Below are 15,183 nucleotides of genomic sequence, written 5' to 3'. Positions count from 1 at the left end.
AGTCTAAAAATTTCGTTAAAGGAAAAATTCGAAAACGAATTTAAAAATACGACTTTAACGCTTCCGGGATACGAACCGTTCCGTCCGCATTTTGAAAATTTTCCAAAATCGCCGCGTACGTTCTTCCAAGCGCCAAGCCGGAACCGTTAATCGTATGGACGAGTTGATTCTTTCCGTCTTTAGACTTATAACGGATTTTCCCTCTTCTGGCTTGAAAGTCCCTAAAGTTAGAGACGGAAGAAATTTCCATATATCGATTCAAACCCGGCATCCAAACTTCGATATCGTAAGTGATCGAAGAACTTGCGGAAATATCTCCCGAACAAAGAAGGATCACTCGATACGGCAGTTCTAATTTCTTAAGAATATTTTCCGCGTGAGAAAGCATTTTTTTGTGTTCTTCTTCCGATTCTTCCGGCTTACAAAATTTTACGAGTTCCACTTTCTGAAACTGATGTACACGAACGAGTCCGCGCGTATCTTTTCCGTAAGATCCGGCCTCTCTTCTAAAACAAGACGTATGCGCGGTAACGGAAATCGGCAACTGATCTTCCGGAATGATTTCATCTCGATATAAATTCGTAAGAGGAACTTCCGCAGTCGGAATCAAGTTCAGCTCGTCCTTTTCGATTCTATAAAATTCGTCCTTAAATTTAGGATATTGTCCGGTGGCCGTCATCGATTCGTCGTTTACCATCGATGGAACCCAAACTTCCGTATAACCGTGCTCCTGTGTATGAACGTTCAGCATAAAATTCATTAAGGCTCTTTCCAGTTTGGCGCCTTCTTTCCAATACGTGTAAGCCCTTGCTCCGGAAAGTTTGACTCCTTTCTCAAAGTTGATCCAATGGAGCGCCTCTCCGATTTCAAAATGAGGTTTCGGAGGAAAGGAAAAAGAGGGAATCGTTCCGACTTCGTATTGAAGCACGTTATCGTGTTCCGATTTTCCCGCAGGAACTTTCGGATCCAGAATATTAGGAAGTCCTAAATTGATATCGATAAGAGCTTTTTCTTCCTGTTCGAGTTTGATTTCGATTTCCTTAATTTTTTCGCCGACGAGTTTGACGGACGCGGATATTTCCGCGATGTCTCCGCCCGATTGTTTGATCCTTCCTACTTCTTTGCTAACTTTGTTTCTTTCTTCCCTAAGGTGGTCCGCTTCTTTTTGAAACTCGCGTTTTCTTTGGATGATAGACTTCAGTTCGTCTATGATTCCGATGTCTTTAAATCCTCTAAGTTCTAAAACTTTTTTGAGGTCTTCCGTGTTTTCAGTGATATAACGCAGATCAAGCATTGTGGTGATACGCCTTACGATTCATAAATTTAATACCGTTTTCAAAAAGTCTACGTTCCACTTCGGCGTTGGATTCTTGTCGGAGCGAAAACATCTTGTCTAAAATAAATTTCATATAGGAAGGTTCGTTTCTTTTCCCTCGGAAAGGCGGAGGCGCCAAAAACGGAGCGTCGGTTTCAATCAACATACATTCCAGAGGAAGTTTCCCGGCCGCTTCCTGAATTTCAGTCGCGTTCTTAAAAGCTACGATTCCGGAAAAAGAAATATAATACCCGATGTCGACTAACGCTTTCGCTGTCGGATAATCGTAAGTAAAACAATGAATGACGCCGAAAGCCCGATCTCGGTAATTCCTTAAAATAGAAATCGTATCCTCTTTGGCGTCTCTGGAATGGATAACGACGGGTAATCGAGTTTTAGAAGAACATTCCAAGAAGGCTTCTAAAACTTCCTCCTGCTGTTTTTTCGTATCCGCGGTATGATAGTAATCGAGACCGATTTCGCCTATCGCGGAAAGTTTAGGATCGCCTAAGCTCTCGTAGACGAGCTTTAAGATTTCTTCTTTATTGGGGAACTCGTGCGTTTCGGTTGGATGACAACCGATCGAATATCGAATCTCCAACATATCATTCGAATATTCGTTCGCTATGGATCGAGCCCTTAAAGAACTCTCAAGGTCGATTCCGATTTGGACGATTTTTTTTACGCCGGATTCGGTTGCATTCTTTAGAGAATCTGCAATTTCCAAACCCTGCGATTGTATTATATCAAGGTGACAATGTGTATCGACAATAGAAACCATTAGAAATCCGGTTTTAGTGAGTCACTTTTTGTGAATTCGATTGACTGAAAAGAGATTTTTTAAGATCACTTCAGACAGGTAAAAGCATTCCGCTAAAAACCGGGTTTCGGGACATAAACCGTGAATATCAAAGCAACTGCCGCACTCATCTACTATAGACTTCGTTATAAGTATCAAGAGTACAAACTCAAATTGGATCTTAAACTTTCCGAGCTCAATCGAAAGGGACGAGAAAGGTTGACCGTGATGGTCATTCCCCATTCCGAACAGAAAACAATCAACTTTCACATCTCTTACAGAGCGATTTCGATCTTTATCGGAACGGTTTTTATTCTTCTTATCATCAGCTCGATCAACGTCTTAAGTCATAGCGGTTCTGTTCATCAACTTACGGAACTCAATCTTTCCAACAAAGACTTTATCCGCCAATCGGCTAAGATGAAGGAAGAAATCAATTCTCTTCACGAGTATGTCGAGTATTATTACGGAAGATTAGCAAGGCTTTATATAAGACTCGGCGGCGACCCCGCAAAAGTTTCCAAAGGGATCGGAGGGGCGGAACAACTTTCCACTCAACCGCCTTCTATTATAGAACCGAAGTCAGTCAATTTTCAAACAAACGATCTTCCCGAAGGCGCGGCGGTTTTCAGACTGAAAGAAGACGTTCATAATTTAAAAATCAGCAACGAACTCACACAAGACATCATATCGATTCTTAAAAAGAGAAAAAATATTCTCAAACAAACTCCTTCCATTTGGCCCGTAAAAGGGTACGTTCTTTATCCTTACGGCGCTTACTTAAATCCGATTTCGGGAAGAAAAGAGTACAACAGCGGAGTTGATATCGGATCTTTTGCAGGTTCCGAAGTTCTCGCAACCGCACCGGGAACCGTATATGAAATCGGTTATACAAGAAACACAGGTTACTTCGTAAAAGTTTCCCATAAGTACGGATGGAAAACGATCTACTCGAACATGGATCGATTGAAAGTAAAACAAGGTCAGCAAGTTTCGAAAACGGAAGTGATCGGCTTTGTCGGCAAAACCGAAGCTTCTCCGAATTATATGCTTCACTATGAAATTCACGTTGGAACAAGAGCGATCAATCCGTTCGCTTTCCTCAATCAAATTCAGGACTGAATGGCGACAACAGAAGAACACTTAATCGTTAATAGTATCATAGGCGAAGGCGCCGAGTTCAGCGGAGAGTTCAAACTCACCGGTCTTTTACGAATCGACGGAATTTTCAGAGGTTCGATAAAAACGGAGGGAAAAGTCCTAATCGGTAAATCAGGAATCGTCGATACGGATATCAAAGCCCGAATTGTTGTCGCTGGCGGTGAAATCAACGGGAATATTTACGCGAGCGAACGTGTCACTCTACTTGCTTCCTGCAGAATGAAAGGAGATATCGTATCTCCCAGAATCGTAATGGAAGAAGGGGTACAATTCGAAGGCAATTGTAAAATCAACCCAGTCGCACATTGAAAGTATTCATACCTCCTTATCAACCTCCTCGAAAAGAAACAGAAACCAAAAACACTTTCAAAAGTAAGAAGAACGGAGTCTCTTCTTTAAACGGAGGGAGTTCTACAAATCAAACGGAAGCGATCGAAAGCCCGGCGTCTTCTTCCTTTTTAGATATCTTAGAAGAAATTGTTCCTTCCGGATCGGAGACAACAAAAGATTTAAACGCTCTTTGGCGAGAGCTTCCCGATATTGAAAAAAGATTTTTGGATCTTCCATCCATCGAAAACTTAGAAGCCTATCAAAAACACGTCCAAGCGATTACAAAAGCGGTCATCGATCAAAATATGCGAGTGGAAACTCTCGCCAAAAGAATGAAAGGCGAGGCCAAAAAGATCTATCACGTCGTAAAGATTATCGATGAAAAGATTCAGATCTTAGCCGAACTCATCATGAACGAAGGGAATTCCGCCTTTAAACTTTTAAAGTCTCTGACGGATATTCGCGGGCTTTTATTGGATATTCAAGAGTAGAGTTTTTAAAAAAGGTTAAGATTTTTTTGAATCTGTATTTTATTGTTTATCGTGAAATGAAAGTTAGATGGAATTTTTTAAAATATTATGAATTTATAAAAATGGCGGTGTGAAATGGCGAAAAGACGACAACAAAAAATCGGAGGATTTGCAATTTTTATTTTAGGTTTATCTTTTACTCTTTGGACTTGGTACACGGCCATTTACGAAGGTTATTTTTATCGAAAAGTAAGTATCCTATTCCCGATGTTTTGTATTCTCGGAATCGGAATGATTTTATTTACCGATTATAAATCCGAAAGAATCGCGCGCGGGGAAGATATTTCACAATTAAGCGGGCATCGTTTAATTACTCCACTTTGGTGGACCATTTCGGCAATTGCAGTACTATCCGGTTTTGTAAATTACGTTTTTCTTTCTAATTGGAATTTCTAAACTGAGAATACTCGAAGATTTATTTTAGTGATCGAAATTAAATTTCGCTCTAGAAAAAATACCATACTGAAATAGTGCAAAGCCAGGCAAGTATCAGGAAGATAAAAAATTTAGCTTTTATTGACCGATCAACGAATTCAATATATACGATAAACAACACAGTCAAAACAAAACCAAGAAACGGCGCAGAAACTATCCCTCCATAACCCTGGCGATCGTCATTTTCTATCAAACCAAGATACATTACCACTGGCATTAAAATTAATAATAACATCTCAAACCTATAATTGAAAATGGGAGGAACTTTTTTATCTCCCGTTTCTCTGAATTTGGAATATAAAACGATTAATGGTATAATTCCGAAGAGAGGATAAAGAGGAACAAAAGCCAATCTGGATACACATTCTTTTTCTGATCATGACTTGAGTTTATTTTTTCGCCCTTTAATCCAAGTATTTATTATAAATCATTTCAAAATATATTGATCGAAGTGAAATCAAGAATTCTTATTAGAGTTATAAACCCAACGCGTTTAGAATCTTTTCCATTGCTTCGAGATTGGGTAATCGTTACAGAATCGGTAAGTAACATTCGATTAAACTTCAATAGAAGGGTTTATATATTTTTAAATAGGAAAAGGTATTAGATTCAATTTCTTTAATGATTTTGAAAAACCTTGATCAAAGGTTACAATTTGTGCCTCTAAGAATCGGCTCGCTGCAGCCAAAACCGCATCACCAAAGTCTTTAATGCTTTTCGGCCATAACTGAAGTATCAATTCAGGGTAATACGCGGATTCATAGGTAACACCAGGATTGATTAAAAGATCCTTAATGATTTGATTAATCTTACTCTCTTCAACAGAATAAATACTTTTAAAAACAAATACGATTTCCGTTATATTGTGTGAAGTTAGTATTATTTCATACTCTAATCGCGATACTTTTTCCCAAAGTATAACCATTTTAGTATGTTGTTCCAGGTTTTTTTGATTTAAAAACGAGATATAACAATTAGTATCTAAGATTAATTTCATTTTGAGTATCGTTTTGCGCGCGCTTCCCATGCTTTTTTGATATCCTCTTTAACATCAACGGAACCGGCAGAGAAGAAACCTTTATATTTTAGGAAAGGTTTATTGGCCGATTCAATGTGAATCCCCTGTTCGTCAATAGACCATTCGATGACATCTTCCATGGAAAGTTTTAAAAATTCTCGGATCTCTTTAGGAATTGTTATCTGATATTTCGATGTAATTTTGGATCTAAGTTTCATATCCTTACTATATCTAAAAAAGTAAGGAGCGTCAAGGTAAAAAGCTATAACTGCAGCTCTCTACTACGGTCCCATTCACCGTTTCACGGCAATTCGGACAAGTTTCGATCTTCGACATTACTTCAAATTCGCTTTGAAGCGTAAATACCTTGGTCACTTGAAGAAATAGGAAATTAGAACAACATAGGAAGGAAACTAATCAATGTCGCACAAACACAAGTAATGATAAAAAAATAAAGTAACCTGTCTTTTTTCAAACGATGAATCAATTCTATATATAAAATATATAATAAACTCAAAATAAAACCAAAAACCGGTCCCTGAATTAATAACCAAGACTCCTTTGAGTTTGAATATTCCAGATTAAGACTCGTCGACAGAACATACAATAACAAAGGGATCAAAATTAATATGAGTAGATCCATCCGATTGTAAAATATTGAAACCTTTTCAATATTCACTTTTATAACGGGGGAGTTGACATAGAAAAAGAGAACGAGTATTACAACAAGGATTGCTAAAATAAAATCAACACTCATAAAAAGACCATCAAAGTTGATCCGTATGAAAGATAATCTCATATTTTTCCTTAAACAAAGGGAACTCAAATTCCTTTATTAAGTTTCATTTTTTGTATATTGAAAAAAATAATGTTGTTACAAACCTAACGCGTTTAAAATTTTTTCCATCGCTTCGAGATTGGGATAAACGATCGTCATCTTACCTTTACCGGAACCTTGATTGTGACCGATCTCGATTTTCATGGAATATTTCTTTCTAAACTTGTTTTCCAGTTCTACGATGTTCACGTCTTTACGAGACTTTTTCTTTTCAGGCGCCGATCTTTCTTCCGTCAGATTAGAAACTAAGTCTTCTACTTGTCTGGCGGTAAGACCTTTTTCAGCGATTTGAAAGGCGAGCTGTTCGATCTTCTTTTTATCAGCCAGAGACAAAAGAGGTCTTGCATGGCCTTCGGAAATTCTTCCGTTTTTAATCAAGTCCTGAACTACGTCGGGAAGTTGAAGAAGACGAATTAAGTTTGAAATTGTAGAGCGATTTTTTCCAACGCGGCTTGAAATATCGGTGATTTTTAAATTTAACTTTTCGGAAAGAGTTTTGTAGGCAATCGCTTCTTCGATAGGATTCAAATCTTCTCTTTGAATGTTTTCTATGATCGCCATTTCCATGGATTGATTTTCGGAAACATTTTTAACGACCGCGGGAATTTTTACAAATCCCGCAAGTTTACAAGCTCTATAACGACGTTCACCGGAAATAATTTCATAACCGACGTCCGACTGTTTCACAACGATCGGTTGAATCACACCGTGCGCCTTGATCGTTTCGGAAAGTTCTTTGAGAGATTCTTCCGAAAAAGTTTTTCTAGGCTGACTCGGATTGGGACGAATTTCACTGATCTTAATTTCGCGAAGAGCTCCTTCCGAAGAAGAATCCATCGGCGTTTTATTTTCGTTAACCGGAATTAAATTTCCAAGGCCGCGTCCGAGGGCTTTGGGTTTGATCGCCATTCTTAATTTTTCCCTGCAACTTCCAAAGCGAGACTTCTATAACTTTGAGCGCCGACTCCTTCCGGATCGTAACTCATAATCGTTTGCCCGAAAGAAGGCGCTTCGCTCAACTTAACGTTTCTAGGAATGATCGTGGTATAAACTTTATCTTTGAAATAGGACTTAACGTCTTCCGCAACTTGATTCGCAAGGTTGGTTCTCTTGTCGAACATCGTCAAAAGAACTCCTTCCAATTCCAAAGAAGGATTGAGTTGGTTCTGAACGAGAGAAATGATTTTCATCAACTGAGTCAGACCTTCCAAAGCGAAGTATTCGGTCTGAAGAGTAATCATCACGCTGTCCGCGGCACAGAGCGCGTTGATCGTTAAGATTCCCAAAGACGGAGGACAGTCTATTAGAATATAATCATATTCGGTACGAAGTTCGGAGACCGCGTTTTTCAGTCTGTATTCCCTTTGATCCTCTGCGAGAAGGTCCGCTTCCGCGCCGCTTAAGTTTATGTTGGAAGGAATGATATGAAGATTGGAAACGTTCGTCCTTTGAATACATTCGTTCGCAGAGGATTCGCCCAACAATAATTCGTAAGAAGTTTTTGTAAGAGTGTTGATTTCAAGACCGAGACCGGAACCCGAATTTCCTTGAGGATCCATATCAATGATCAAAACTTTTTTTCCGATCGAAGCAAGATTGGCCGCGAGATTGATGGAGGTTGTCGTTTTTCCGACACCGCCCTTTTGATTACTAATGGATACGATCTTTCCCATTTGCGCCCTTACTCTCCTTGCTGATATCCTTCCAAGCTCTTGGATAACCATGCCTCGGGCTAGAAACCTTTTTCAAGAATTTAATATGTCGCATGCCTAAAAAGTCAAGAGCAGGCAAATCTTCGGAAAATTCTAAACTAAAACCGGAATAAGAAAGAACTTTCTCTTCTAATTTTGGATCTAGTTCACGTTTTGCTAAAAATGGGACATAAGTTCCTCCAACTTTAAGGAGGTTACAAATCGCTTCTACGCTATACGGATAAGGAATAAAACCTCGCGATACGACATAATTCAAATGTAACTTAGACTCTTCTGTTCGAATAAATTGAAATTTCACATCGGTAATTCGATGCAACCGAACAAATTCTTCCGTATGAGAAAGTTTTCTTTTTTGAGAATCGATTAAAACGACAACCGGATGATCGTTGAGACAACGAAAAAAGAACCCTGGAATTCCCGGTCCGGTTCCCGCGTCTCCAAGTTGGGCTCCCTTCCAAGATCCGATTTTTTCGGTGATCTTATAAACGTGGTAGATCGATTCCAATACGTGACGATCCAGAATTTCTTCCGAATCTCTTTTGGAAAAGAATCCTCCGGCCTCGTTTTTTTCTCTTAAGAATAATGTGAACTCTAGGATCAATTCCCAATCAAAGATAGAAAGGATTTCATCGGCTTCTTTGAGAAATCTTTCCTTCAATCTTTCCGTGATTGATTCGATGGAAAACTGAGCGGGATCCTGCATGTTGCTAAAGTAGAATCTTGATTCGTCTTGTCTTTACGGATTTTTTTGCCGGAGTTCCGACTTTAAATTTTAAACTAAAAAGAGAACACCTTCAAGATTTTTTGAGATCCTTTAATACAATCCCTGCGCAAAGGATCGATGCGGGGTCCATTCCATTCCGGTTTGATTTCCGATGATCGGTGAACCGGAATGGACCGGAGCTGAGAGCCTGGTGGTCGGGCAGTTTCAATCGATTTCTTTTTATAGAAAAAATCGCCCCGACCATGCGCCCGCGTCTATTGGCAAATGATCGAGGTAATCCTACGTTGCCACTCGAAGTACGTTCGTGAGTTTCGAAACTTTAAAAAAGTTTAATGTTATTTTACGTCTAAATTCTTAAAGAACCTTAAGGAACGTTATTGAATTCGATCACGGACTTATGAAGAATTTCAATTCCGGTTTTTATATGTTCAATCCTAGTACTTTCATTCTTGCCGTGAATTCCATCGATCTCCTCCGAAGTCAGAAGCGCGGGAATCAAACCGTAACATTTAAAACCGGCCATTCTTAAGTAAGAAGAATCCGTCGTCCCGGGCGACAAAAAAGGAGTAACGACCGCACCGGGAACCACTTGTTGAACAATCCCGGATAAAACCTTAAAGTATTTCGAATCAACCGGCGACGTCGTTCCCGGTTCCAAATGTCTTGCGGTAACTTTGACTCTATATTTTTCTCCGAGCTTTTTTACTTTTTCAAAGATGACTTTCTCATCAAAACCCGGAAGAATTCTCATATCGATCGTTCCATTCGCTTTTGATGTGATCACGTTAATCCCCGCGTGATGTGTATCGATTCCCGTAATACTTACGGAGTTGCTCGTCATCGCCCGTAAATGTTTATTGGAACGTATGACTCCGTTTAAAATCAAACTCAACAATGGGTTGCGAGATCTTTTTAGAACAAACGAGTTCGGAAAGGAACTGACTTCCCCCATTTGATAAAAGAAAGAAGCGGTTTCGTCTTTGATGATAACGACTTCATTCATCTTCTTTAAGTCTGTAAGAAAATCAATGAGGTTCAGCGCCGCATATTGAATCGGCGGAGTACTTCCGTGACCGGAGATATCTTCCGATTCCAAATCCAACCAAACGGCGCCTTTTTCAGCATGTTGAATATTAAAGATCTTACTTCCTTTTACGATTACGTCTTTGGTTCCGACACCGCCTTCGTTGTGAACGAACTCATATCCGTTGAAGATTTCTCTATGTTTTGCGATCAAAAATCTCATCCCGAACTCGGAACGACTTTCTTCGTCGGCTACCGCCAGATACATTAGATTTTTTTTGAGCTTCACTCCGGAATCATGAATTAAGAAAAACGCATAGAGTTGCATGATACCCAGACCTTTTACATCCACGGCGCCGCGACCATAGATACGATCGCCTTTTCTTATTCCCGAAAACGGAGGCTCGTCCCATTCATTTGGATCCGCTTCCACTACGTCGATATGACTCGTAAGAATCAGACCGCCCTCCGAATCCGTTCCTTTCATCTCCGCCATGATATTCGCTCTTTCCGGTTTGCCGGGAACGTCAATGATTGTAGTTTTGATTCCGCGTTTATCAAAAAGACTTTTTAAAAACAAGACCGCTTGCTTTTCATTTCCTCGAACCGTTTTAATTCTAAGGTATGTTTGTAAATCTTTCGAAGCGTCTTCCGCAAGTTTCCTATAGTCGCGCTTTTGAAACTTTGCGACGGGTGTTAAAGATTGGATTCCTTTTTCTGTAACGAAAATCGTATAGAGTAAAAACAAAACCAAAACTCCTAAAAGACCGAATGCGATTTTCTTTCGATTCATTTGTATTTCTCCTCGGTGCGGGAAAAGATACTTAAGCCGTCTTTCCTTTCAAGGCATTTACATTAGGGAATTCGTTTGTTTTTCATTTGTGATTCCGATTTGCCGTTAACCTTTTTGATTGTTTTCCGATGATTGTAGGTAGAGGTTATAGGATGTTACGAATTCTATTTGCAGCTTATTCTGAATTTTTTATTTTTTTTCGAAGAAAAAAAGAAAACAATTCTTCCCGTTTAAAGAATTTATTCCCTAAGTTTAGAAAGGAAGTTTATATGTTTTGGAAATACATTTTTGTTACTAAACTCACGCATGACTTTTTACATTCTAAAGTTTTAGGGCGAGTTCTTATTTTAAAATTGGTTCTTATCTTCTTAGTGTTTCCAAAAATCATTTTCGGTGTTACTCCGGGCAAGTGGTCTCATATCGATAAGTATGTTTTTGGAAACAACTTAAACGGTCCTCTTAAAGAAATCGTAAAGAACACAAGCGGCAAAGTCGTTTACACGGCGACATACGAATATGATTCTTCTGGTAAACTTATCAAAGAAATTTACTTGGATGCGGATGGAAAGTCGGACGGTTTTACCGTTTTTCAATACAAAGATGGAAAAGTTGTTAGAGAAGAACTTTTCGATAAAAATAATTCCTTACTCGAAACAAAAACTTTTCGATATAACCCCAAAGGACGGATTGATCTCGTAGAAGTTTTCGATAAAGAGAAGAAACTTCTTTTAAAATCAAACATTACTTCTTGGGATAAGGACTTCGTAAAATCGGGACAAACCAGTTGGCCCGGTTCAAAGGAAGTTGAAATTTTCAACTTGATTCAGGATGAAAAAAATCCAAAAGCCTTAATTCAGAATATTTACAACGAAGAAAAAAAGCAAATCGCTTCCACTAAGTTTGAGTACGATGAGCAGGGAAAATTACTGAGTCGGATCAATATCCAAGGCGAGCAGGAAAGAAAAAACCAACTGATCTACGGGTCCGATAATCAACTTCAGAGTTTTACGTTTCACGTGAAACAAAACAACAAATGGGAACTTCAGAAGACTCACGAGCTGATCTACAAATAATCTTGATTCGTTCAGGTAAGTTTCTACCGGTAACAAGAAGGAACAAATTCAAAAAGAAAATCGTATTTCAAGCTTGATCCAAACCTTCATCCCAATCCGAAATCCTTTTCAAAGTATTTTTGAGAAATATCAACAAACGATTTTATTGTTAACTTTTATTTGTAGGAAACTTAAAACCGGATCGGCAATAAGCTTACATCAAAATCTATTTTCAATGAGAGATTTTTACGACGAGAAACGAGTCTTGAATTTTTCTTCTACTGAACTCAAAGGGTAATTTGTTTTTATTCCCGTTCTGAAAGAATGATAAGAACAAAAAAGAAATTCAAAACACTAAACTCTTAAAAGAAAAAGCCCGAATCAACGGGCTTTCAAAAACGTTTCATGTGAAACGCGAACGTAAATCGAAATCCCGTCGGAACTCCCACATCCTTTGTCGGAAGATTTTACGGTATCAAGAAATCTCCACCTCTTGTTTTCTTTTGCCTTTGATATGATAGAGAAGTAGATCGATATCGCTCGGATCCACTCCCGAAATCTGACCCGCCTTTTCCAAAGTCATCGGCTTATGATTTTTTAATTTCTGAATCGCTTCTTTTTTCAGTCCGGCGATACAATCGTAGTTTATATCTTCGGGAATGGAAAGATCCAAATACTTATTCTTCCACTGAATCGTTTCCAGTTCTCTTTTGATGTAACCTTCGTACTTAATTTCCATCTCAAGAATATTTTTCTCGGCCTCGGACCAAACTCTCACTTCGGGAATCATAAATTCTACATCCGTAATTTTAATCTCGGGACGTTTCAAAAAAGAATCCAACTTCATTCCGAACTTGTAGTTTGTGATTCCTTTTTGATCTAAAAGATTCTGAAATTCATCCGAAGGTTTCAAAGGAATTTGATAGATTCTTTCTCGAACAGAATTCACTCTCTCGTATCTTTCTTTCATTCGATCGTAACTTTCCTGATTCACAAGACCAAGATCGTAACCATACTTCATCAATCTTTGATCCGCGTTGTCTTGTCTTAAAAGAAGTCTGTGTTCCGCACGAGAAGTAAACATTCGATACGGATCCTCCACTCCCTTATGAACTAAGTCGTCGATCAACACTCCGATATAAGACTCGCTTCTTTTGAACAAGAGGGGAGTTAGATTCTTCAGAGAATGAAGAACGCTATAAGCCGCAACCAAACCTTGAGCCGCCGCTTCTTCATAGCCGGTGGTTCCGTTGATTTGTCCCGCGTGATAAAGACCTTTGATCTTTTTTGTTTCGAGCGTCGGCTTTAATTCCGTCGGATCCACATAGTCGTACTCGATCGCATAACCCGGTCTTACGATCTCGGCGTTCTCTAAACCTTTGAGAGATCTTACCAACTTCCACTGAACTTCTTCCGGAAGACTTGTGGAAACTCCGTTGAGATAGATCTCCGAAGTTTCATAACCTTCCGGCTCTAAAAAAACCTGATGTCTTTCTCGATCCGCAAACCGCACAACCTTATCTTCGATCGAAGGACAATAACGAGGGCCGGTGCTTTGAATTTGTCCCGAATACATCGGAGACAAACTTAGATTTTCATGAATGAGTTTATGAGTTTCAGCATTCGTATAAGTGATGTAACAAGGAATTTGTCTTCGAGTAATTTTCTCAGTTGAGAAAGAAAACGGAGAAGGATGAAGATCGCCCTCTTGGATCGCAAGCACACTCAAGTCGACCGAGTTCTTATGAATGCGAGGAGGGGTTCCCGTCTTCAATCTTCCCAACTTCAAGTTGTATTTCACTAAAGACTTAGAAAGTCCCTTTACGGTCGGCTCGCACATTCTTCCGTTTTCATTTTGATACGTTCCGATATGAACGAGAGAAGATAAAAATGTTCCCGTAGTTAAGATCAGATGATCGGTATAAATTTCAAAACCGCGTCCGGTCTTAACTCCGATTACTCGATCGTTTTCAATGAGCAACTCTTCGACCGTGTCTTGACGCATCGAAAGATTTTTTTCGGCTTCGAGAGTATGTTTTACTTTGAGTTGATATTCTTTCTTTTCTGCTTGCGCTCTTGGCGCCCAAACACTCGGACCTTTGGAAGTGTTGAGCATCTTAAATTGAATTCCGGTGTTATCGATGACCTTGCCCATGATACCGCCGAGCGCATCCACTTCTCTTACCATATGTCCTTTCGCAATTCCACCGATCGCAGGGTTGCAAGACATCTGGCCGATCGTATCCAAGTTCATCGTGATCAAAAGAGTTTTGGCTCCACCTTTGGAAGCGATATAAGCCGCTTCCGAACCGGCGTGACCCGCACCGACTACGATACAATCAAAACGGTTCGGGAAAAAAGATGGGTTCTTGAATTCAATCATTGGGATTCAACTTCCTGAAAAGAGATTACAAATTTTAGAATGAGATGTTTCGCGAGTGCCGAGCGCCTTTGTAACAAGTTTAATCGACAAGAGACCGGACATATTGATTCATGGAATTATATCACTTATCAGGTTCCTGTTCTATGGCAGAATCCATCAAGAAACTATCCTATTTCGAAGGAAAAATCCTTCCCGAATCCGAAGCAAAGATCAGCATTCAAACTCACGCGCTTCAATACGGAACCACTGTCTTTGGCGGAGTTCGAGGTTACTACGATAAAGACACCGATAACATCTATCTCTTTCGTATCTTAGACCATTATCAAAGGTTGATCAACTCGACTCGAATCATGCAGTTGAAGTTGGAGAAAACAAAAGAAAACCTGAGAGACATAACGATCGACTTGATTCGTCAAAGCGGTTATAAAGAAAACATCTATCTCCGTCCTTTTGTTTATACATCGGCGCTTCAACTTTCTCCGCGCTTTCATGACGTGCCGACCGAACTTGCAATCTACATTCTTCAGTTAAACGATTATCTGGATACAAAACGAGGATTGAAAACGATGGTATCGAGTTGGAGAAGGTTCGACGACGCCGTAATTCCGACCTTATCCAAAGTTTCCGGCGGATATGTAAACTCGGCGCTTGCAAAATCCGAAGCGGTTCAAAACGGATTTGACGAAGCGATCTTTTTAGATTCCAGAGGATTTGTAAGCGAAGGTTCAGCGGAAAATATCTTTCTCGTTCGAGACGGAAAAATCATCACACCGGGAATCAATTCTTCTTTGTTGGAGGGAATCACTCGAAGAAGCGTTCTGCAAATTGCAAAAGACAACGGAATCGAAGTGATCGAAAGAGATATCTCCAGAAGCGAACTTTACATAGCGGATGAAGTTTTCTTTTCGGGAACCGGAGTTCAAATCGCTTGGGTTTCAGAGATCGATCATAGGAAAGTCGGTAACTCGGAAATGGGACCGATCACAAAAAAGATCCAGAGTTTATTCTTCAATCTTGTAATCAACAAAGAAGAAAAGTACAAACACTGGTTGACTCCTGTATATTAAGAA

At 39.5% G+C, this 15,183-nt stretch carries 15 protein-coding genes; 6 read left to right on the top strand and 9 right to left on the bottom strand.

The window, feature by feature from the left end:
* Positions 1-40: 40 nt before the first annotated feature.
* Together serS and LEP1GSC060_RS11870 are read right to left on the bottom strand one after the other, a co-directional pair.
* Positions 41-1,294 (bottom strand): serine--tRNA ligase, encoded by a 1,254-nt coding sequence (gene serS / locus LEP1GSC060_RS11875; RefSeq protein ID WP_003004770.1) that lies wholly within the window; start codon positions 1,292-1,294, stop codon positions 41-43.
* Positions 1,287-2,096: a TatD family hydrolase gene (locus LEP1GSC060_RS11870; RefSeq protein ID WP_003004574.1), complete on the bottom strand. Its 810-nt coding sequence runs from the start codon at positions 2,094-2,096 to the stop codon at positions 1,287-1,289. The genes serS and LEP1GSC060_RS11870 overlap by 8 nt, the downstream gene beginning before the upstream one ends.
* Before the next feature lie 120 nt (positions 2,097-2,216).
* On the opposite strand from LEP1GSC060_RS11870, the gene LEP1GSC060_RS11865 reads away from it, so the two are divergent.
* From LEP1GSC060_RS11865 to LEP1GSC060_RS20575, 4 genes are all read left to right on the top strand, one after another.
* Positions 2,217-3,236 carry a M23 family metallopeptidase gene (locus tag LEP1GSC060_RS11865; RefSeq protein ID WP_003004694.1) on the top strand — a complete coding sequence of 340 codons (1,020 nt, stop codon included), beginning with the start codon at positions 2,217-2,219 and terminating at the stop codon, positions 3,234-3,236.
* Positions 3,237-3,584, top strand: coding sequence for a bactofilin family protein (locus LEP1GSC060_RS11860; protein WP_003004504.1), 348 nt, complete (start codon positions 3,237-3,239; stop codon positions 3,582-3,584).
* A complete protein-coding gene (locus LEP1GSC060_RS11855) occupies positions 3,581-4,096 on the top strand; it encodes a YaaR family protein (RefSeq protein ID WP_003004588.1) in 516 nt (171 codons plus the stop codon). The genes LEP1GSC060_RS11860 and LEP1GSC060_RS11855 overlap by 4 nt, the downstream gene beginning before the upstream one ends.
* A 114-nt stretch (positions 4,097-4,210) precedes the next feature.
* Positions 4,211-4,531, top strand: a complete 321-nt coding sequence (locus tag LEP1GSC060_RS20575) for a hypothetical protein (RefSeq protein WP_003004752.1) — start codon at positions 4,211-4,213, stop codon at positions 4,529-4,531.
* A gap of 625 nt (positions 4,532-5,156) precedes the next feature.
* Here LEP1GSC060_RS20575 and LEP1GSC060_RS11840 read toward each other — a convergent pair.
* The 6 genes from LEP1GSC060_RS11840 to LEP1GSC060_RS11810 form a co-directional block, all read right to left on the bottom strand.
* Complete coding sequence (locus LEP1GSC060_RS11840) at positions 5,157-5,567, bottom strand: type II toxin-antitoxin system VapC family toxin (RefSeq protein ID WP_080634554.1); 411 nt, start codon at positions 5,565-5,567, stop codon at positions 5,157-5,159.
* On the bottom strand, positions 5,564-5,806 hold the full coding sequence (locus LEP1GSC060_RS11835; RefSeq protein ID WP_003004168.1) for an AbrB/MazE/SpoVT family DNA-binding domain-containing protein: 243 nt from the start codon (positions 5,804-5,806) through the stop codon (positions 5,564-5,566). Before LEP1GSC060_RS11835 ends, LEP1GSC060_RS11840 begins: the two co-directional genes overlap by 4 nt.
* Positions 5,807-6,462: 656 nt before the next feature.
* On the bottom strand, positions 6,463-7,335 hold the full coding sequence (locus tag LEP1GSC060_RS11825; protein ID WP_003004591.1) for a ParB/RepB/Spo0J family partition protein: 873 nt from the start codon (positions 7,333-7,335) through the stop codon (positions 6,463-6,465).
* 2 nt (positions 7,336-7,337) lie between these two features.
* A complete protein-coding gene (locus LEP1GSC060_RS11820) occupies positions 7,338-8,099 on the bottom strand; it encodes a ParA family protein (RefSeq protein ID WP_003004761.1) in 762 nt (253 codons plus the stop codon).
* A complete protein-coding gene (locus LEP1GSC060_RS11815) occupies positions 8,077-8,841 on the bottom strand; it encodes an RsmG family class I SAM-dependent methyltransferase (RefSeq protein ID WP_003004823.1) in 765 nt (254 codons plus the stop codon). Before LEP1GSC060_RS11815 ends, LEP1GSC060_RS11820 begins: the two co-directional genes overlap by 23 nt.
* A 385-nt stretch (positions 8,842-9,226) precedes the next feature.
* Entirely contained in the window at positions 9,227-10,678 is a 1,452-nt protein-coding gene (locus LEP1GSC060_RS11810; RefSeq protein ID WP_003004147.1) for a M20/M25/M40 family metallo-hydrolase, read from the bottom strand.
* A 152-nt stretch (positions 10,679-10,830) separates the two neighbouring features.
* Between LEP1GSC060_RS11810 and LEP1GSC060_RS11805 the strand changes: the two genes are divergently transcribed.
* Positions 10,831-11,751 carry a hypothetical protein gene (locus tag LEP1GSC060_RS11805; protein WP_003004852.1) on the top strand — a complete coding sequence of 307 codons (921 nt, stop codon included), beginning with the start codon at positions 10,831-10,833 and terminating at the stop codon, positions 11,749-11,751.
* Positions 11,752-12,205: 454 nt separating this feature from the next.
* Here the strand turns inward: LEP1GSC060_RS11805 and mnmG are convergent, their stop codons facing one another.
* Positions 12,206-14,113, bottom strand: coding sequence for a tRNA uridine-5-carboxymethylaminomethyl(34) synthesis enzyme MnmG (mnmG, locus tag LEP1GSC060_RS11795; protein WP_003004329.1), 1,908 nt, complete (start codon positions 14,111-14,113; stop codon positions 12,206-12,208).
* Positions 14,114-14,256: 143 nt separating this feature from the next.
* Here mnmG and LEP1GSC060_RS11790 point away from each other — a divergent pair, with 143 nt between their 5' ends.
* Positions 14,257-15,180 carry a branched-chain amino acid transaminase gene (locus LEP1GSC060_RS11790; RefSeq protein ID WP_003004138.1) on the top strand — a complete coding sequence of 308 codons (924 nt, stop codon included), beginning with the start codon at positions 14,257-14,259 and terminating at the stop codon, positions 15,178-15,180.
* The last annotated feature ends 3 nt before the right edge of the window (positions 15,181-15,183 follow it).

The sequence above is a fragment of the Leptospira weilii serovar Ranarum str. ICFT genome (genome assembly GCF_000332415.1).
GTDB lineage: Bacteria > Spirochaetota > Leptospiria > Leptospirales > Leptospiraceae > Leptospira > Leptospira weilii_A.
This window is presented reverse-complemented; position numbering and strand designations above follow the sequence as displayed.